At 70.0% G+C, this 18,524-nt stretch carries 16 protein-coding genes; 12 read left to right on the top strand and 4 right to left on the bottom strand.

Annotated features, from left to right (window positions below; translation table 11 throughout):
- Positions 1 to 44 precede the first annotated feature (44 nt).
- Positions 45 to 2,375, bottom strand: a complete 2,331-nt coding sequence (locus QFZ29_RS10215) for an AfsR/SARP family transcriptional regulator (RefSeq protein ID WP_306894012.1) — start codon at positions 2,373 to 2,375, stop codon at positions 45 to 47.
- Positions 2,376 to 2,488: 113 nt separating this feature from the next.
- Here QFZ29_RS10215 and QFZ29_RS10210 point away from each other — a divergent pair, with 113 nt between their 5' ends.
- The 3 genes from QFZ29_RS10210 to QFZ29_RS10200 all read left to right on the top strand — a co-directional run bounded on the left by QFZ29_RS10210 (position 2,489) and on the right by QFZ29_RS10200 (position 4,947).
- Positions 2,489 to 2,677, top strand: coding sequence for a hypothetical protein (locus QFZ29_RS10210; RefSeq protein WP_306894011.1), 189 nt, complete (start codon positions 2,489 to 2,491; stop codon positions 2,675 to 2,677).
- Positions 2,678 to 2,785: 108 nt separating this feature from the next.
- A complete protein-coding gene (locus QFZ29_RS10205; protein ID WP_306894010.1) occupies positions 2,786 to 3,532 on the top strand; it encodes a copper homeostasis protein CutC in 747 nt (248 codons plus the stop codon).
- A gap of 23 nt (positions 3,533 to 3,555) precedes the next feature.
- The gene (locus tag QFZ29_RS10200; protein WP_306894009.1) at positions 3,556 to 4,947 is read left to right on the top strand and encodes a hypothetical protein; all 1,392 of its coding nucleotides are present in this window, start codon (positions 3,556 to 3,558) and stop codon (positions 4,945 to 4,947) included.
- An 11-nt stretch (positions 4,948 to 4,958) separates the two neighbouring features.
- Here the strand turns inward: QFZ29_RS10200 and QFZ29_RS10195 are convergent, their stop codons facing one another.
- The gene (locus QFZ29_RS10195; protein ID WP_306894008.1) at positions 4,959 to 9,173 is read right to left on the bottom strand and encodes an nSTAND1 domain-containing NTPase; all 4,215 of its coding nucleotides are present in this window, start codon (positions 9,171 to 9,173) and stop codon (positions 4,959 to 4,961) included.
- 113 nt (positions 9,174 to 9,286) lie between these two features.
- Between QFZ29_RS10195 and QFZ29_RS10190 the strand changes: the two genes are divergently transcribed.
- The 4 genes from QFZ29_RS10190 (at position 9,287) to serA (ending at position 12,350) form a co-directional block, all read left to right on the top strand.
- Positions 9,287 to 9,667: a hypothetical protein gene (locus QFZ29_RS10190; protein WP_306894007.1), complete on the top strand. Its 381-nt coding sequence runs from the start codon at positions 9,287 to 9,289 to the stop codon at positions 9,665 to 9,667.
- Between the two features lie 55 nt (positions 9,668 to 9,722).
- Positions 9,723 to 10,211: a DNA polymerase III subunit gamma/tau gene (locus QFZ29_RS10185; protein WP_306894006.1), complete on the top strand. Its 489-nt coding sequence runs from the start codon at positions 9,723 to 9,725 to the stop codon at positions 10,209 to 10,211.
- A complete protein-coding gene (locus QFZ29_RS10180) occupies positions 10,208 to 10,612 on the top strand; it encodes a hypothetical protein (protein ID WP_306894005.1) in 405 nt (134 codons plus the stop codon). Before QFZ29_RS10185 ends, QFZ29_RS10180 begins: the two co-directional genes overlap by 4 nt.
- 148 nt (positions 10,613 to 10,760) lie before the next feature.
- Positions 10,761 to 12,350, top strand: a complete 1,590-nt coding sequence (serA, locus tag QFZ29_RS10175; protein WP_306894004.1) for a phosphoglycerate dehydrogenase — start codon at positions 10,761 to 10,763, stop codon at positions 12,348 to 12,350.
- On the opposite strand, the gene QFZ29_RS10170 is transcribed toward serA, so the two are convergent.
- Positions 12,340 to 12,912, bottom strand: a complete 573-nt coding sequence (locus QFZ29_RS10170) for a TetR/AcrR family transcriptional regulator (RefSeq protein ID WP_306894003.1) — start codon at positions 12,910 to 12,912, stop codon at positions 12,340 to 12,342. The two genes, serA and QFZ29_RS10170, sit on opposite strands and share 11 nt — an antisense overlap.
- A 77-nt stretch (positions 12,913 to 12,989) precedes the next feature.
- Between QFZ29_RS10170 and QFZ29_RS10165 the strand changes: the two genes are divergently transcribed.
- On the top strand, positions 12,990 to 14,594 hold the full coding sequence (locus QFZ29_RS10165) for an MFS transporter (RefSeq protein ID WP_306894002.1): 1,605 nt from the start codon (positions 12,990 to 12,992) through the stop codon (positions 14,592 to 14,594).
- 77 nt (positions 14,595 to 14,671) lie between these two features.
- Here the strand turns inward: QFZ29_RS10165 and QFZ29_RS10160 are convergent, their stop codons facing one another.
- Positions 14,672 to 14,935 carry a DUF6458 family protein gene (locus tag QFZ29_RS10160; protein ID WP_306894001.1) on the bottom strand — a complete coding sequence of 88 codons (264 nt, stop codon included), beginning with the start codon at positions 14,933 to 14,935 and terminating at the stop codon, positions 14,672 to 14,674.
- 138 nt (positions 14,936 to 15,073) lie between these two features.
- Between QFZ29_RS10160 and QFZ29_RS10155 the strand changes: the two genes are divergently transcribed.
- From QFZ29_RS10155 to QFZ29_RS10140, 4 genes are read left to right on the top strand one after another with little or no spacing between them, the layout of a single operon-like run.
- Positions 15,074 to 16,132 (top strand): 3-isopropylmalate dehydrogenase, encoded by a 1,059-nt coding sequence (locus tag QFZ29_RS10155; RefSeq protein ID WP_306894000.1) that lies wholly within the window; start codon positions 15,074 to 15,076, stop codon positions 16,130 to 16,132.
- 29 nt (positions 16,133 to 16,161) lie between these two features.
- A complete protein-coding gene (locus tag QFZ29_RS10150) occupies positions 16,162 to 17,277 on the top strand; it encodes a branched-chain amino acid aminotransferase (protein WP_306893999.1) in 1,116 nt (371 codons plus the stop codon).
- Entirely contained in the window at positions 17,274 to 17,732 is a 459-nt protein-coding gene (locus QFZ29_RS10145) for a GNAT family acetyltransferase (protein WP_306893998.1), read from the top strand. The genes QFZ29_RS10150 and QFZ29_RS10145 overlap by 4 nt, the downstream gene beginning before the upstream one ends.
- A gap of 4 nt (positions 17,733 to 17,736) precedes the next feature.
- Complete coding sequence (locus QFZ29_RS10140) at positions 17,737 to 18,513, top strand: fumarylacetoacetate hydrolase family protein (protein WP_306893997.1); 777 nt, start codon at positions 17,737 to 17,739, stop codon at positions 18,511 to 18,513.
- Positions 18,514 to 18,524: the final 11 nt, after the last annotated feature.

Genomic DNA, 18,524 nt, shown 5'->3' with positions numbered 1-18,524 from the left:
GCGGCCGCCATGGGAGCTTGGACAGACTCGGTGCGATCTCGAGTTCATGGAGCGGTCGCGCCGTCGCGATCTCGTAGATCCCCGCAGTTCCGTCGTCGCGCATGACGACGGCTTCGCCCGTTCCTGGGACCGTGTGGGCGGCGATCCGCCCTGTGTCGGCGATGGTGGCTGTCCCGAGCAACCCGGGGGACGCCGTGAACGTGCCCATGAGGGCGGTGCGAGTCCGCGGGTCCTCGGGCCAGCGGGTGTGCGCCTCGACGGCGAGGAGCGCTGCGACCGTGCGCTGCGATGACCGCAGCGACAGCGAGGTCCCGACCAACCTCTCGATGTCCGCTGACTCGCGTTGCCGTGCCGCGTCGTCGGCGCCGCGCACGGCGAGGACGGTCGCGGCGACCGACGCAACGACGAGCACGACCGTGGAGCAGGATGCGCCGGAGCCGGCGCTGGCGCCGTTCGCGCCGGGCGCGTTCGGCGGTGCGGTGCTCGTCTGCGGACTCGCGCTCCGCAGACGTGTCGAGGAAGGCGGATTCGGTCGCCGTGAGGTCGGGCGACGACGAGTCGCGCCACTCGAGGGCGGTGCGGAGGCGAGCGCCGCGGTAGAGCTCGTCGGCCGGTCGGCCGGCCTCTTCCCACGATTCGGCAGCGGCGGTCAGGTGCGCGAGGGTGCGTGCGCCCTCTGCATCCTCTTCGAGCCAGGAGTGCAGGCGTGGCCAGGCCGTCGCGAGGGATTCATGGGCGACGGTGATCGTCTCGTCGGTCACGCTCACCAGCCGCGCGCTCGCGAGTCGTGCGATGATCGCCGACCGGTGCGGCTCCGATCGAAGCGGGCCGACGGCCACCCGGCGCGGCACGGCGCGTCCATCCGGCGTGAGCGACACGAGTCGCCGCAGGAGGGCCTGGCACTGGGTCCGCTCGGCAGGAGCGAGCGCGGCGTACAGCTCTTCGGCCGACCGTGCGATCGCCCCGCGGATGCCCCCGACCGACTCGTACGCCTCCACCGTGAGTACCGCCCCCTCACGTCGTTGCCAGGTCTCAGCGAGGGCGTGGGAGAGGAGGGGCAGCACTCCGGGTTCGTTGACGGCGTCGCGGAGGATGAGCTCGGTCAGCCCGTGCTCCACCCGCAGACCGGAGAACCGCGCCGGCTCGACGATTGCCGAACGCAGGGCTTCCGCACTCGGCGGGCCGAGGACGACGAGTCCTTCGCGGATGAGCGGACCGAGCCGGGGATCGGCAACGCAGCGATCGAGGGCGTCTGAGCGCAACGTGAGGATGACATCGTGACCGGCGGCGACGACATCTGCGACGGACTCGCAGTAGGCGGCGATGTCGCCGGGCGGCCATCCGAGCTGGAAGAGCTCCTCGAACTGGTCGATGATGACGATGTCGCCCGTACGCCGGCCGGTGCCCGGCGTGATGAGCACGGGGGAGCGGCCGCGGTCCCTGAGCCGGGGAACGACCCCCGCGAGGACGAGCGAGGACTTGCCGCTCCCCGACGGGCCGACGACGGCGACGAGGTGCGCCTCGTCGAGGCGGTCGAGCACGATCGCGATCTCGGGTTCGCGGCCGAAGTAGTCGGCTGCGTCATCGGGCGTGAAGGGACGCAGCCCCTTGTACGGGTTTGCAGCCCGCGCCTCTCGCAGGGGCGGCGGTGCATCGAGCCGCGGGTCCTGGCGCAGGATCTGGGTCTCGAGCGACGTGCTCTCAGGGCCAGGGTCGACTCCGAGTCGCGAGTCGAGTTCGTCCCGCATGCGCCGGAGGGCCGCGAGCGCATCCGCCTGGCGACCGCTGCGGTAGAGCGCGAGTGCGAGGATCGCCCAGCGTCGCTCCGAGAGGGGCTCGGCACGCACGAGCCTCTCGGCCTCCGCGATCACGCTGTGGTGCTCGCCGCAGGCGAGGTGCGCCTCGAGCAGGTCCTCTTCCGCCGCCCGCCGGATCTCGTCAAGACGTGCGGCCCCGATGGACGCGGGCGGCCACGCGGCGACGTCGGAGAAGGGAGGACCACGCCAGAGTGCAAGCGCCTGCTCGTATCTCGTGATCGCTCGTTCCGGGTCACCCTGACCCTGCTGTTCGCGGGCTCGATCGACGAGTCGCTCGAAGCGCACGGAGTCGATCGTCTCGGGCGCGACGCTGAGTGCGTAGCCCTGCGTGGTCGTCATGATGCTCTGCGGTCCGAGCCGGCGGCGGACGCGGGACACGAGTGCTTGCACCTGCTTCGGCCACGTGCGGGGAACCGACTCGCCCCAGCAGGCCTCCGCGAGGTTCCCGGGGCTCATCTCATGTCCGGGATTCACCGCGAGTGCGGCGACCACCGCCCGTTCCTGCGGGCTGAGCGCCCCGGCATCCGTCGACAGCGCCCCGAGCACATTGATGCTCACACCTGCAGTGTGGGAGTCGCGTGGGGCGGTGTCAATGGCGGAGCGCCGGCGTTCATACCGCGCTCATACCGGCGGCCACCCGCATTCATACCGGTCCTCGTCAGCGTGGAGACATGGAACACACACAGAACACCCGCAAGGTCCTCGCGGCCGGTCTCGTACTCGTCGCGGCCATGGTCGGACTCGCAGGCTGCGCAACCGCATCGCCCGCTGCCGACCCCGGCCTCAATCGCACCCTCCTGCGGGAGAGCGCCGACCGGTATGTCGACGAGCTCATCGAACGCGCCGACGCCGCTCGCTGAGCACTCCCCACACGTCACTCCCCACAGCGGGGTCGGCTCAGGCCGGCCCCGCTGGGGCGTTTCCTCCGGGAACGGGCCACTCGCACTCGAGCCGGTAGCGTGGCAAGGGTGCCAGGATTCCTTCCCGTCGAGATCGCCGTCCAGGATGCCGCGGGCGTCCGCATCGCGCTCGGCGGCGGCGCCGCTCGCGTCGAGCTCTGCCAGGCGCTCGGGCTCGGTGGGCTGACGCCGTCGGCGGGGCTCGTCGAGGCCGCCGTGGAGCTTGCGCGCGCGGCATCCGCAGCGTCGTTCGTTCACGTGCTCGTGCGCCCGCGTGGTGGGGGATTCGTGTACGACCGCGATGAGGTCGAGGCGATCGTGCGCGACATCCGCTCAGCCCGGTCGCTCGGTGCCGACGGCGTGGTCGTCGGCGCGCTGACGGATGCCGGTGCGCTCGACCTCGCCACGATCGTCGCGTTCCTCGATGCCGCAGCCGGGCTCGACGTCACGGTGCACCGGGCGGTCGACGCCGCCACGGACCCGCTCGCCGCCGTCGCCGCGCTCGCGGGCACGGGCGTGCGTCGCGTGCTCACCTCCGGGGGTGCAGCGGACTGCCGTGCCGGCCTGCCGACGCTCGCGCGAATGGCGTCGGAGGTTCGCGGCAGCGTCGAGGTGATGGCCGGCGGGGGCGTCGGCGTCGACGACATCGGGGCGCTTGCGGCAATCGGCGTCGACGCGGTGCACCTGTCAGCTCGTCGCCACGACGAACGAGGCGGACCGAGCGGGCCGGGCGGCGGCGAGATCGGCTTCGACGCCACCGACGCGGAGCTCGTGCGCGCTGCCGTCGCTGCGGCGCAGGCCTCGGTGCGCGCGTGAGTGACGCTGCCGCAGGAACCGACGTGGAGGAAGACGACCGCGGGAAGCTGGTGAAGGCTCAGCCCGACGGTGAGCCCGGCGGCGCACTCGTCGAAGCCGCGCGACTGTTCTCGTGCGCCGTGGCGGTGGGCTCGATCGTCGCCGGGCTGCTGCTCGCCGGCAGCGCCGTGTTCCCACCGCTACTCTTCCTGACGCCGCCGTTCATGGCCGCGTTCGTCCTCGCCGCCGTGTTCGGTGGAGCGGGCGGCGCGTTCGGTCTCCTCGTGGCCCGCGCCCTCGATTGGAGCCGAGCGGCCCGAGAGACTGCCGTGGGCGTCGGCGCCGCCCTCGCCGCCGTCCCCGGAGCTGGGTGGGTCTGGGTGATCGCCCAATCCTGGCGACCTGAGGGTCGTGACGCGGCGTTCGTCACGGCGCCGGCGTTCTTCGCGTGGCTCGGGGTCTCGGTCGCGATCGGCATCGCCGCCCACGCGTGGGCACGGCGCCGCGCCCGCCGGCCGCTGCCGGAGCCGAATGCCTGGGTCGCCGCCATGCTCGCCGCCGTCGCCGGCGGGTTCGCCGCCACAACACTGCACGCCGCCACCTCGGCCGCTCGGGCTTGGGGGTGGTACGACCCCGATGACGCGTGTGCGCCGCTCGGTGGAGGTGCGTTCCGGTCCCAATCGTTCCCGGTGCAGGGGTTCTGCTGGCAGGGCGACACCGCGCTGCGGCTCGCGCCGCAGTGGCTCGAATCGCTGCAGCTCCTCGGACTCGTCGCAACCGGTGTGCTGCTCTTCGCGGCGCTCCTCGCGGCGCTGGGCCCGTTTCGGTCGCGAGCACTGGTCATCGCGGCGTGCGCGGGCGTCGTTCTCGTCGCGCTCTGCGGACTCGCGTTCGTCGTCAGCGCGGCACTCCACGAGCCCGTCGCCCCGGCGGCGGAGTCTCGCGGCGACGCCGACTTGCCCGACGAAGACGACGCGCCCGCTGACCCCGGCACCGGATTCCCCGGTCAGGAACCCCGCGCCGACGAACGGGTGCCGGGCGTCGCGGAGAGCCGCCGGCAGTTCGCCGCACTCGCGGCCGCAGCCGTTGAGGCCGCGGGGCCCGAGGCATTCTGGCGCGACTCGCCGGCCGTGCCGGTGATCGAGGAAGCCTGCGATGGCGGCATCCGTCTTCGCATCGACGCCGAGCTCGCGATGGGGGTCATCACCGACACGACGAGTGACGAACACGACCGCGAGGTCACGGAACTCAACATCGCCGCCGTCGACCGCATCGCGCTGGCGTGGGCGGAACTCGGTCTGGGCGGTCCTGAGACGATGCACGGGGAGCCGAACTTCAGCAGTGGTGAGCTGGGGGCCGTCGAGGGCGCGAAGGTGGACTTCGAGTTCGGCGTCGCGCGGCCGCGGGTCGATGGCCGGTGTCTCGCCGAGGGCTAGGGGTCGTCGGCTCACTCGCCGCCGAAGCCACACGTCGATCGGTAGGGACCGAGGTCGGAGAGATAGGCGATCCACTCGTCGCGCGTGAGATCGCGACCGGCCATCCTGCAGGCGGCATCCGCCTGCGATGACGGCCGGAGATCCCACACCGCGATGCCCGCCGGCACGTTGACGGCGAGTTCTGTTCCATCGGCGCGAAGCACTCCTGAGTACACGCCCCCCATCTCGTAGTTCCACTCGCCAAATACAGGGATGGGGTCGCCGAGCTGCACGCCGCCCACGAGGTCGTAGAGGGTCACCGTGTTGTCCAGGGAATACGTGCTCAGGATGCGGCCGTCGGCGCTGACGTTCAGGGTGTCGAGGCCCCCGGAGGCGCCTGGAAGGGCCCCGATCTGCTCGAACGTGTCGGCGTCGTAGCGGACGACGGATTGGAGCCGAAAGATGGTGGCGATCTCGTCCCGCGCCGTCAGAGCCGTCCTGCCGATGCCTACGAGCCCTTTGCGGATCCGTTCGCCGGTCGCCCCGTCGAAGAGGATCGAATCGGGCGTGTACTCCTTGTTCCAGCTTGTCACGAGCACGCGGCTGCCATCGGGACTCGTCGAGATGAGGACCGGATAGCCGCCGTCGGTCTGCATGGTGGGTTCGGTGCGGCGCCCGGTCGTCGGGTCGATCGTCCAGATCTCGCCGCCGGGCCGGCCGACGTGCATCCGGTCCCCTCGGGCATTCATCCAGACGCTCTCCACGTGCTCGGGGAGTGGATCACCCGAATAGCTCTCTCCGGTGCGGATGTCGAGGTAGCCGGTTCGGCGCGGTCCGACGCCGCCGAAGTCGCCGACCAGGGTTGACTCGCCCGCCCACATGACCCCGAATGAGGGGGTGGGAACGCGCAGAAGCAGCTCCTCCGTGCGTGTGTCGAGCACCGCGAACTCGCGGTAGTCCCCCCACCACTCCACGCCATCCGCTCGGCGGGCGACGACAAGGCTCGAACCGGCCGGCGAGTACCTATCTCGGATCACCCAACCGGGCGCGAGGACCCGTGTGACGGCACCGGACCCGTCGAGCTTCCAGCGCGTGATCGCCGTGCCACGGCCGACGACCACGAGCTCCTGCCGGTCTTCCACGACGGACATGGTGCCGACGAACCCGAGTTGCGGGTCGAATGAGCGCTCGGTCGGCGCGCCGGTGTCGAGGCTCCGCTCGTCGATGTGACCGAACAGGTCGCCGCAGTACACGGTCCGGAGTTCGACGGATGCCGTCACCCAGGGGCACGGATCGTCGGTCGTGGTCAGCAACTGCTGCGACCAGTCGACCCGGCCCGCGGCGATGTCGATGGACGAGATCCATTGGTCGCCCGCCGTGATGACGCGCGTGTCCGAGACGACCGTCATGGAGACGTTCGTCGACTCCGCGGGCATGGGCACCGTGGCGACCACGGCAGCCGCGTCCGGGTCCACCACCTGCAGCGGCCCCTCGACGGTGCCGTAGACGAGTCGTCCGTTGGGGATGAAGCGCACAGCACCGGCGCGGTCCGTGGCGTCTTGCGCATCGTGGACGGAGGTGCCGGTGACCTGCCGGATTAGCCCGGTGTCCGCATCGATGAGCCGCAGCGTGCCGATCTGGTCGATCGCGGCGATCAGGTCGCCTCCGTGGTTCATCGTGATGGAACTGAGCGGGAAGTCGAGCTCAATCGTTGGGCGGATCAGGGCCCCGGTCGCGAGGTCGGCAACGGAGAGCCGAATCCCCACCTGCGTATCGGTGTCGTCGAGGATCCGATCCGCATTCGCGACCCGCGCTCCATTTCCACTGACCGCTGGACCGTACCGGCTGTCGGTGTCGGGACTCTCCTTCGGCAGGTCGACGGGGTGCACGAGCGCACCGGAATCGATGTCGTACACCGCGGACCCGTCCGCGGTCACGGCGACCGCGCGCCGAGTTCCCGGGATGAGGGTGCCCGACATGCCGTCAACGCCCTCGAGATGCGTCGTCGCGAGAAGGCCGTGGGAACTCGTCATGGCGCCCATGAGCGCAGAGCGCGTGCGAGGGTCGTCTGGCCACCGTCGGTGGGCTTCCGCCGCGAGCAGGGCCGCGACGTCCCGGTCCGTTCCGCGAAGCGACAGTGCCGTGCTCGTGAGGGCCTCGATCTGGGCCGTCTCCCGCTGGTGAGCGGTCTCGGTCGAGCCGGCCGCGACGAACCCACCTGCGGTGACGGCGACGGCGAACAGCGTCACGGCCGCGGCCAGCAGCACGCGCAGTCGTCGGTTCTGCCTCCGGTCGTGCTTGGCACGGTGCTCGATCTCGTCGATGGCGGCACGCTCCTGCTCCGCGGATGCCTCGAGGAAGTCGACTTCCGATTCGGTGAGTTCGGGGTCTGCGGCATCGCGCCATGCGAGGACGGCGTTGAGGCGGGCTCCACGGTACAAGTCCTCGTCGGGTCGACCATCCGCCTCCCAGGTGCTCACTGCGCTCGCGAGCGCGCTCATCGCGCGAACACCCTCGGTGTCGTCCTCGAGCCATCCGCGAAGGCGTGGCCACGCCGTCGCGAGCGACTCGTGCGCGACGATGAGCGAGTCCTCATCGGCGCTCACCAAGCGGGCCCGTGCCAGACTCGTGAGCACTCGGTCGTGCGCTGCATCCTGCCGCATCGGGGTGATCGGGATACGCCGGCGCATCGGCGCCCCGTCAGCGCTGATCTCGACGAGTCGCAGGAACGTGGCTCGGCAGGTCGCTCGTGCGTCGGGATCGAGCGACAAGTAGAGCTGGTCGGCCGATTTGGCGATCGCGCCCGAGATGCCGCCGGAATCCTCGTACCCGGCGACCGTGAGCGTGGCACCCTCACGGCGCAGCCAGGTCTCCACGAGGGCGTGCGAGACGTGGGGGAGCACGCCCGGCGCGCCGGCGGCATCTCGCAGGATCAGCTCGACGAGCCCCGGCTCAAGACGGAGCCCGGCGAGGCGGGCCGGCTCCTCGATGGCACTGCGAAGCCCGTCGGGACCGAGCGGACCGACGAGGTGGACACCCGCCGCGAACAGCGGCCCGATGCTCGGCTCCGCTGCGCATGAGCTGAGGAAGTCAGCGCGTACGGCGACGATCACTCGCTGTCCCACTGCGACGGCATCCGCGATCAGAGCAGAGAACTCGGCCACGTGCGCGTCAGGGAGGCCGGAGTGGAACAGCTCTTCGAACTGGTCGATGACGACGACGTCGGCGTTGCCTCGACCAGACAATGCGTCTCGGAGTCGAGCGATCGGCGTCGCCCCCGAGCCGAGGACGACCACGAGATCACCGCGAGCCCGGAGTGCGGGGACGATACCGGCCAGCACCAGCGAGGATTTCCCGGCCCCGGATGCCCCGGAGATGGCGAGGAAGGGCAAACCCGAGAGCCGGGCCAGCGCAGCTTGGACGTCGGCATCCCGCCCGAAGAACTCTTCGGCATCGTCAGTGCCGAACGGCTGCAGGCCGCGGTAGGGGCAGTCAGCACTCGTGAGCTCGGGTCTCAATGGCGCGTCGAGCGAGGCATCCTGATGCAGGATCGCCGATTCGAGCGCAACGAGTTCTGCTCCGGGTTCTATGCCAAGCTCGTCAGCCAGCCGCTCCCGCGCGCTCCGCAGTGTGGCAAGGGCGTCGGCCTGACGGCCGCTCCGATAGAGCGCCGTCACGAGGATCGCCCACCGCCGTTCGCGAAGAGGATCGGCCTTGACCAGGCGCTCCGCGTCGGGGACGACGGCCCGGTGCTCGCCACCCTCGAGCCTTGCCGCCTGCAGGTCCTCCTCTGCGGACTTCCTGATCTCCTCGAGGCGTTCCGCCTCTGCGATCGCGGCCGGCCACTCGCCGAGGTCCGAGTACGGCGCTCCGCTCCAGAGTGAGGCTGCTCGCTCAAGCACATCGATGGCACGCACTGGGTCCCCGTTTGCACGGTGGACGCCGGCGATCTCGATGAGCCGCTCATAGCGGACGGCATCGATCGAGTCGGGATCGATCCGGAGTCGGTAGCCGCCACGTGTCGTGGCGATGGACGTCGAGCCCAGTGCTCGGCGGATCTGGACGACAAAGGCCTGCACCTGTTTCGGCCAAGTGCTCGGGAGCTCGTCGCCCCACACCGCATCGGCCAACTCAGGCGGTGTGACGACGTTGCCAGCCCGGAGGACGAGGGCGGCGAGCAGGGAACGCTCTTTCGGACTGAGTCGCCCGCCGTCGATCGTGAGGTCACCGAGCACTCGGATCTCCACACCTGCAGTGTGGGCGCGGCCATGGCGGTTGTCAACGACAGGCGGGAGGCGGCCATACCCGTTCCATACCGAACCAAACCCGGGGGCATACCGACGGCCGCGAACCTGTGGTCATGAACACGTCACAGAAGATCCAACGCATCATCGCCGCCGCGCTTCTTGCGGCTTCTGCCGGCCTTGCCCTCTCCTCCTGTGCAGGGCAACGGCAGATCACCGAGCCCGATTCCGATCGGCTGTCCGACGCCCAGATCGTGGAGCAGCGAGCTGCATACCTCGACCTCGCAGAGCGCCGGGCGGCTATGTCCCGTGACGGCGCGCAAGCACGAACCGGGCTCTACCTCGATCAGGCGGAGCGCCGCGCCGGCGTCGGCGGACCGATGGCCGGCGACACCTATCGCGACCTGGCTGAGCGTCGCGCCGGCATCGGCGGCCCGGTCGTCGGGGACGCCTACCGCGACCTGAGCGAGCGACGACTCCAGATGACTGGCCATTGAGCCCTCACGGAATCGCCGCCCAGTGCGTCGTCGTCGTGATCGCTAGGCTGAGGACATGACCCGCGACTCCGACGACGACGCCCTTCGGTGGGAGGGCGACGACGATCCGACGCTCGCTCCGGGCTGGAAGACGATCGGCAGTCCCGCGGCTCCCACTGAACCGAACGCACCCTCATTTGACGGCGACGCCAGCGCAGCGGCATCCGGCTCCTCGACGACGTCATCGACAGACCGAGCGGATGCCGCTTCGCCGACCGGATCGGTCGAACTCGTCGTGCTCGGGGTGCTCGGCGGCGTGTACCTGCTGTACGCCGTCGGCTGGATCATCGTGGCCACGCGGCTCTCGACCGGCTCGGTCGATCCCGTGGCACAGTTCATGTTCGGGCTCGGCGGCTGGCTGGCGGTGCTCGCGGTTCCCCTGTGGTTCGGGATCACGCTCTGGCTGTCGCAGGGGCGCTCCCGGGTGAGGATCCTCTGGCTCGTCGCCGGAGCGATCGTGCTCGTGCCGCTGCCGTTCCTGCTCGGAACCGGGGTCACCGCATGAGCGCCGGAGCAGGGGAGGAGCCGGTGCGTCGCGAGCCCACCGGCGTCGACGACGCGTCGACGACCCGGTCGCGGGTGTCCGGCACGCCGCTCTGGCTCGCCGTCACGCTCGCCGTGCTCTTCGGCCTCTTCTACGCCTACGACGTGTGGGAGGCGCTCGGCAACCTCATCGGCATGTCGACGCTCGCCGCTCACCTCGAGGCCGGCATCAACGGCTTCGGCTGGTTCCTGCTCGTGCTCGCCATCGTGCTTCCGCTCGCCCTGTTCGCGGCCGCGTTCGCGTTCGGTCGGCGTCGCGGCCCGATCGTGCAGATCGCGTTCTACGCGGTCGGACTCGGTGTGTCGGCCGCGCTCAGCATGGACATCATCGCCGCATTCACCCGCTGGGTGCCGCTCGCCTGACCCTCGTGCCGCCTCATCGCCGCGGCCGGCGGTGTCTCCCGCCGTCACGAAGTCGGAGCCCTCCGGCGGGCTCGGCTAGAGTTTCACGTGATTGCGTCAGCGATTGCGACGCTCGTCATCCCCCTCTGGCCAAAGGAATCGATTCGTCGTGTCAAAGCCGGTCGTGCTGATCGCAGAAGAACTCTCACCCGCCACCGTCGATGCGCTCGGGCCCGACTTCGACGTTCGCAACGTCGACGGCACCGATCGTCCAGCGCTGCTCGCGGCGCTCTCCGACGCGAATGCGATCCTCGTGCGTTCCGCGACGAAGGTCGACGCCGAGGCGATCGCCGCCGCACCGAGGCTCAAGGTCATCGCGCGTGCGGGCGTCGGGCTCGACAACGTCGACATCAAGGCGGCCACGACGGCCGGCGTCATGGTCGTGAACGCGCCGACGTCGAACATCATCTCCGCCGCCGAGCTCACTGTCGGACACATCCTGAGCCTCGCCCGCCACATTCCGGCGGCGCACGCGGCGCTCGCCCAGGGCGAGTGGAAGCGCTCGCACTACACGGGCGTCGAGCTCTACGAGAAGACCATCGGCATCATCGGCCTCGGTCGCATCGGCGCCCTCATCGCCGCCCGCCTCCAGGCGTTCGGCACAGAGGTCATCGCCTACGACCCCTACATCACGGCCGCGCGAGCCCAGCAGCTCGGGGTGCAGACCGTGAGCCTCGACGAGCTCCTCGAGCGCAGCGACTTCATCACGATCCACATGCCGAAGACGCCCGAGACCACGGGCATGATCAGCACTGAGCAGTTCGAGCGGATGAAGCCCACGGCGTTCCTCGTGAACGTCGCCCGTGGCGGGCTCATCGATGAAGACGCGCTCTACGAGGCGCTCGTCGCTCGCCGCATCGCCGGCGCCGGCCTCGACGTCTTCGTCTCGGAGCCGCCGCGCGAGTCGCCGCTGCTGTCGCTGCCGAACGTCATCGTCACGCCGCACCTCGGCGCCTCGACCGACGAGGCGCAGGAGAAGGCGGGCGTGTCGGTCGCGAAGTCGGTGCGCCTGGCGCTCGCCGGCGAGCTGGTGCCCGATGCGGTGAACGTCGCCGGCGGCGTCATCGATCCCTACGTGCGTCCCGGCATCCCGCTCGTCGAGAAGCTCGGCCAGCTCTTCGCCGGACTTGCGGATGCCGCGCTCACGAGCGTCGACGTCGAGGTGCGCGGTGAGCTCGTCGACTACGACGTCAGCGTCTTCAAGCTCGCGGCCCTCAAGGGCATTTTCACGAAGATCGTGAGTGAGACGGTTTCGTATGTGAATGCACCGTTGCTCGCTGAGCAACGCGGCGTCTCGGTTCGCCTGATCACCGAGGCGGAGTCGCCCGAGTACCGCAACGTCATCACGATCGCGGGCGCGCTCGCCGACGGCCGTCAGCTCTCGGTGTCGGGCACCCTCACCGGCACGAAGCAGATCGAGAAGCTCGTGGGCGTGAACGGGTACGAGATCGAGGTGCCGATCGCGTCGACGCACATCATCATGGAGTACACCGATCGTCCCGGCATCGTGGCGATCTACGGCCGCGAGTTCGGCGACGCCGGCATCAACATCGCCGGCATGCAGATCGCGCGGCGTGAGGCGGGCGGCGAGGCGCTCAGCGTGCTCACCGTCGACTCGCCGGTGCCCACCGAGGTGCTCGAGCGAGTGCGCGAGGCCATCGAGGCCGACGTGCTCGTCGAGATCGACATCACGGAGTAGGCGCCCGGGGCGGCTCGGCGGCGAGCCGCTCGAGCAGCGCGATGAGCGAGTCCATCTCCGCCGCGCGGGGCGCGTCGACGCCGGTCTCGGCGTCGTCGCCGTGCAACGCGGAGTCGTAGTAGAGCCCGTCGCCGATGAGGGTGATCGCGAGGGCGACCGTGGGGTCGGAGACGTGGCGGCGCACGGCGCCGAGCCAGCGCTGGCGCACCGCCCTGATCACGCGGACGGCGGGTGCGCTGCCCGCTTGGGCGAGTCGCGCCGCCGCGACGCCGGCGCGGTCGAGCGGATGGCCGACGGCGACGGCACTGCGCACGTAATGGGCGACGGCGCCCTCAGGGGCGCGCTCGAGCTGCTCGATGTCGGTATCGACGAGCTCGCGGAAGCGCGCGAGCACCGCGTCGACAAGCGCTTCGCGCGACGAGAAGTGGTAGAGCAGCCCGCCCTTCGACACGCCGGCTGCGCGGGCCGTGGCGTCGAGGGTCGCGGCTCGCTCGCCGCCATCGATCAGGATGCGCTCGAACGCATCGAGCACGGCGTCACGGGCGGCAGGGGGTCGGCTCATGTGCTCGATCGTAGCGAGCGATATCGTTCCATGGTTCTGATACTATACCGGCTGGACGGTATAGTAATGGATTCGGAATGATCAACACGACAAGCACTGACACCGGCACAGTCGAGACGCCGACGAGGCCCGCCGCCGCGACGGCCCCCACGCCCACGACCGTGGCACCGCGAGCACCGCGGCGCGCGTGGGCCGCGCTCGCCGTGCTCATGCTGCCCGTACTGCTCGTGTCGGTCGACAACACCGTGCTGAGCTTCGCGCTGCCCGCCATCGCGCGCGATCTCGCCCCGACTGCTGCACAGCAGCTCTGGATCATCGACGCGTATCCGCTCGTGCTCGCCGGCCTCCTCGTCGCGATGGGCAGCACCGGCGATCGCTTCGGACGGCGCCGACTGCTCCTCATCGGCTCGACGGGGTTCGCGCTCGTGTCGATCGTCGCCGCGTTCGCACCGACCGCTGAGGCGCTCATCGCGGCCCGTGCCGCGCTCGGCTTCTTCGGCGCGATGCTCATGCCGTCGACGCTCTCGCTGCTGCGGGCGGTCTTCACCGATCGCGAACAGCGGCGGCTCGCGATCGCGATCTGGGCGTCGGGATTCGCGGCGGGCAGCGCGCTCGGGCCACTCGTCGGCGGCATCCTGCTCGAGCACTTCGCGTGGGGCTCGGTGTTCCTCCTCGCCGTGCCGGTGCTCGTGCCCCTGCTGGTGCTCGTGCCCCTGCTGATCCCCGAGAGCCGCGACCCCGCTCCCGGCCGCATCGACGTCGTCAGCACCGTGCTCTCGCTCGCGGCGATGGGGCCGGTCGTCTACGGCATCAAGTCGCTCGCGACCGAGGGAATCGGCGGCTTCGGCGTGCCGGCGATCGTGATCGGCCTCGCCTGCGCGGCGTGGTTCGTGCGGCGGCAGCTGCGCAGCGATTCGCCGATGCTCGACGTGCGGCTCTTCCGGCAGGGGTCGTTCGGCGGCGCGGTGCTCGTGAACCTCTTCAGCGTGATCGCGCTCGTCGGGTTCCTGTACTTCGTGTCGCAGCACCTGCAACTCATCGCGGGGCTCACGCCGGTCGCGGCCGGACTCGCCCTCCTGCCGGGCCTCATCGCGATGATCATCGCGGGCCTGGTCGTCGTGCCCATCGCTCGCCGGGTCAGGCCGCGGGTGCTGGTGCCGATCGCACTCGTGCTCTCCGCGGCGGGATATCTCGTGATCGCTCTCTTCACGAGCGCCGATTCGAGCGCCCACTCGATCGCGCCGATCGTCATCGCCTTCATGCTGCTCGGTGTCGGCATCGGCTCCGCCGAGACCGTCTCGAACGAGCTGATCCTCTCGAGCGCGCCGCCGACGAAGGCGGGTGCCGCCTCCGCCGTGTCCGAGACGGCGTACGAACTCGGTGCGGTGCTCGGCACGGCCCTGCTCGGCAGCATCCTCGCCGCGCACTTCCGGGCGGGGATCGAGCTGCCTGCGGTGCTCACCGGCGAGCAGGCGGATGCCGCGCGAGAGACGCTCGCGGGTGCCGTGACCGTGGCCGAGGGGATCCCCGCCGCGGTCGGCGCCGAGCTCGCGGCATCCGCGGCCCATGCCTTCGACGGCGGCGTCGTGGTGACCTCGCTCATCGGCGTGGCGCTCATGATCGCAGCCGCGATCGTCGCCGCGGTGGCGCTCAAGAACCCAGGTGCATCCGACGCCGACTGAAGCGCCCCGGTGACAGCAGCGAACGGCCGCCCTCAGCTCTCAGGGAGTGCCGGGACGGCCGTTCGACTCAGGACTGCTCAGAGAACGGTGGGGTCCTCGGGAGTCGAGTGTTCGGCGCGCGTCGCGCGGTCACCCGTAGCGGGGTCGACGCTCGTGTGGGAGGTCGCCACGGAACGACGACGACGGGCGAGCAGGATGATGCCGAGGATGACCACGATCACTCCGGCGATCATCAGGATGTAGCCGACCAATTGGAGATCGATCCAGTCGACGGTGAGGTTGAGCGCGAACGCGAGGATCGCGCCGATCACGAAGAGCACGATTCCGAGACCGAGACTCATGGGTGGTTCCTGCTTTCTCTCCGGCGGCCATGCAGGCCGCGTTTCGATGAGGCGGATACCTCTTCCTGAGGCCGAGTGTATCGATCGGTCGCACGCGTGGACAGTACGCTGGGAGGGCTGGCGCACGAAGGAGAATTCATGGTAGGCACGGTCAGGCTCGCGGTCATTCCCGGTGATGGGATCGGACCCGAGGTCGTCGGCGAGGCGCTGAAGGCCCTCGCGGCCGTCACCGACGGTGGCGAGGTCTCGTTCGAGCAGACGGAGTTCTCGCTCGGCGCTTCCCGCTACCTCGAGACCGGCGACGTGATGACCGACGACGACCTCGCCGCGATCGCCGGTCACGACGCGATCCTGCTCGGCGCCGTCGGCGGTGCCCCCGGCGATCCGCGACTCCTCGGCGCGAACATCGAGCGTGGACTCCTGCTCAAGCTCCGATTCGAGCTCGACCACTACGTCAACCTGCGTCCGACGGTGCTGTACCCGGGCGTCACGAGCCCGCTCGCCGCTCCGGGCGACGTCGACTTCCTCGTCGTCCGTGAGGGCACTGAGGGGCCGTATGTCGGCAACGGCGGGGCGATCCGCGTCGGCACGCCGCACGAGGTCGCGAACGAGGTGTCGGTGAACACCGGCTACGGGGTGGAGCGCGTCGTGCGCTACGCGTTCGCTGCGGCATCCGCTCGCCCTCGCAAGCGACTCACGCTCGTGCACAAGACGAACGTGCTCGTCTTCGCCGGCTCCCTCTGGAAGCGCACCGTCGATGCCGTCGCAATCGAGTTCCCCGACGTCGCCGTCGACTACCTGCACGTCGATGCGGCGACGATCTTCCTCGTCACGGATCCTGCTAGATTCGATGTCATCGTCACGGACAACCTCTTCGGCGACATTCTCACCGATCTGGCCGGCGCAATCAGCGGCGGCATCGGCCTCGCAGCCTCGGGCAACATCAACCCCGACGGCCGGTTCCCCAGCATGTTCGAGCCGGTTCACGGTTCCGCACCCGACATCGCCGGGAAGGGCATCGCCGACCCCACAGCCGCGATCCTCTCCGTCGCGCTGCTCCTCGAGCACCTCGGCCTCACGGAGCAGGCTCAGCGGGTCACGAGGGCGGTCGCCGCCGACATCGCCGAACGCGGCGACGCGAAACGCTCGACCTCCGAAGTCGGCGACGCCGTCGTCGCCCGCCTCGGCGCACTGTAGAAGATTCCGAGTACTCGAAGGAAGACACCATGACCATCAATCTCCCGCTCCAGGCCCCCTCCGCATCAGGTCTTATCTGGCAGGTCATCCGCAACGAGTCCTCGCGCAGCGAGGCCGAACGCGACGTGATCCTCGCCGACCCCGGATTCGGCAACCACTTCACCGACCACATGATCGACCTGTGCTGGTCGGAGAAGGGCGGCTGGCACCGCCCCCGGGTGCAGCCCTACGGCCCCATCCAGCTCGACCCCGCGGCCGCCGTCTTCCACTACGCGCAGGAGATCTTCGAGGGCATGAAGGCCTACCGCCATGCCGACGGCTCGGTCTGGACCTTCCGCCCGTACGAGAACGCCGCGCGCATGCAGCGCTCGGCACGCCGCATGGCGCTGCCCGAGCTGCCGAGCGAGATCTTCCTCGAGTCGCTCAAGCAGCTGATCGGCGTCGACGCCGCGTGGGTGCCGAGTGCGCTCGAGACGAGCCTCTACCTGCGGCCGTTCATGTTCGCGAAAGAGGCGTTCCTCGGCGTGCGTCCCGCGAAGAAGGTCGGCTACTACGTCATCGCGAGCCCGGCCGCGGCATACTTCCCGGGCGGCGTGCAGCCCGTGAGCATCTGGCTGTCGACCGACTACGCGCGCGCCGGCAAGGGCGGCACGGGAGCGGCGAAGACCGGCGGCAACTACGCCTCGAGCCTGCTGCCCCAGGCCGAGGCATCCGCGAAAGGCTGCCAGCAGGTGCTCTTCCTCGACAACGACGGGTACATCGAGGAACTCGGCGGCATGAACATCGTGTTCGTGCAGCGTGACGGCACCCTGGTCACCCCCGAGTCCGACTCGATCCTCGAGGGCATCACGCGCGACTCCGTGCTGCAGCTCGCGGCCGATCGCGGGCACGCCGTCGAGCGTCGCCGCGTCACCATGACGGAGTGGCGCGAGGGCGCGGCATCCGGCGACATCGTCGGCGCCTTCGCGTGCGGCACGGCCGCCGTCGTCGTGCCGATCGGGCGACTCCTCGCCGACGACTTCGAGATCGTGCACTCGGGGGCCGCGTCGAGCGAGCTCGCGCTGTCGCTGCGCGAAGAGCTCACGGGCATCCAGTACGGACGGGTCGAAGACCGCCACGGGTGGTTGACCCGCCTCGACGCGTGACCGCGGCGGTCTCGCCGACCGGCATGCGCATCCGCGCGTTCGATCGGGCCGACACCGAAGCCGTCGTCGAGCTGTGGTGCGCCGCGGGCCTCGTCGTGCCATGGAACGACCCGTATCGCGACATCGAGCGCAAGCTCGCCGTGCAGCCCGAGCTCTTCCTCGTGGGGGAGTCGGGCGGCGTCGTCATCGCGACGGCGATGGTCGGGTACGACGGCCATCGCGGCTGGGTGAACTACCTCGCGGTCGACGAATCGCGGCGCGGCGAACGACTCGGTGCCCGACTCATGGAGGAGGCAGAGCGGTTGCTCACCGAGCTCGGGTGCCCGAAGCTCAACCTCCAGGTGCGTTCGACGAACGCAGGCGTGATCGAGTTCTATCGCCGTCTCGGCTATCAGGTCGACGAAGTCGCGAGCCTCGGCAAGCGACTGATCGCGAATGCCTCGCCGCTAGGCTGAACGCATGAAGCTCGCGCGATTCAGTCACGGCGATTCCATCGCATTCGGCGTCGTCGATGAAGAGGAGGACGAGCTCGTCGTGCTGAAGGCCGACCCGATGTTCGCCGGGTTCGAGACCACGGGCGAGCGCGTGCGGCTCGCCGACGCGAAGCTGCTCGCGCCCGTGATCCCGCGTTCGAAGATCGTCGCGGTCGGCAAGAACTACCGCGACCACGCGGCCGAGATGGGCGGCGACGCCCCCTCCGAGCCGCTGCTCTTCCTGAAGCCGAACACCTCGGTCATCGGCCCCGACGACACGATCGCGCTGCCCCGGCAGAGCAAGCAGGTCGATCACGAGGGCGAGCTCGCGGTCGTCATCGGCCGCATCGCGAAGAACGTCGCCGAAGAAGACGCCCACGCATTCGTCTTCGGCTACACGATCGCGAACGACGTCACCGCACGAGACCTCCAGCGCAGCGATGGTCAGTGGGCACGCGCGAAGGGCTTCGACACGTTCTGCCCGCTCGGCCCCGTGATCGACACCGAGATCGATCTCGAGCACGGCACGATCGAGACGAGCGTGAACGGCGAGCGCCGCCAGGAGGGGCGCCTGGCCGACATGGTGCACTCGATCCCGGCGATCATCGCCTACGCGTCATCCGTGTTCACGCTGCTTCCCGGCGACGTCATCCTCACCGGCACGCCGGCGGGCGTCGGTCCGATCGTCTCGGGCGACGTCGTCGAGATCACGGTCTCGGGCCTCGGCACGCTCTCGAACCCGGTGCGCACGGCCGAGCTCTGAGCCGGGCGCAC

The organism is Agromyces albus (assembly GCF_030815405.1).
Taxonomy (GTDB): domain Bacteria; phylum Actinomycetota; class Actinomycetes; order Actinomycetales; family Microbacteriaceae; genus Agromyces; species Agromyces albus_A.
This window is presented reverse-complemented; position numbering and strand designations above follow the sequence as displayed.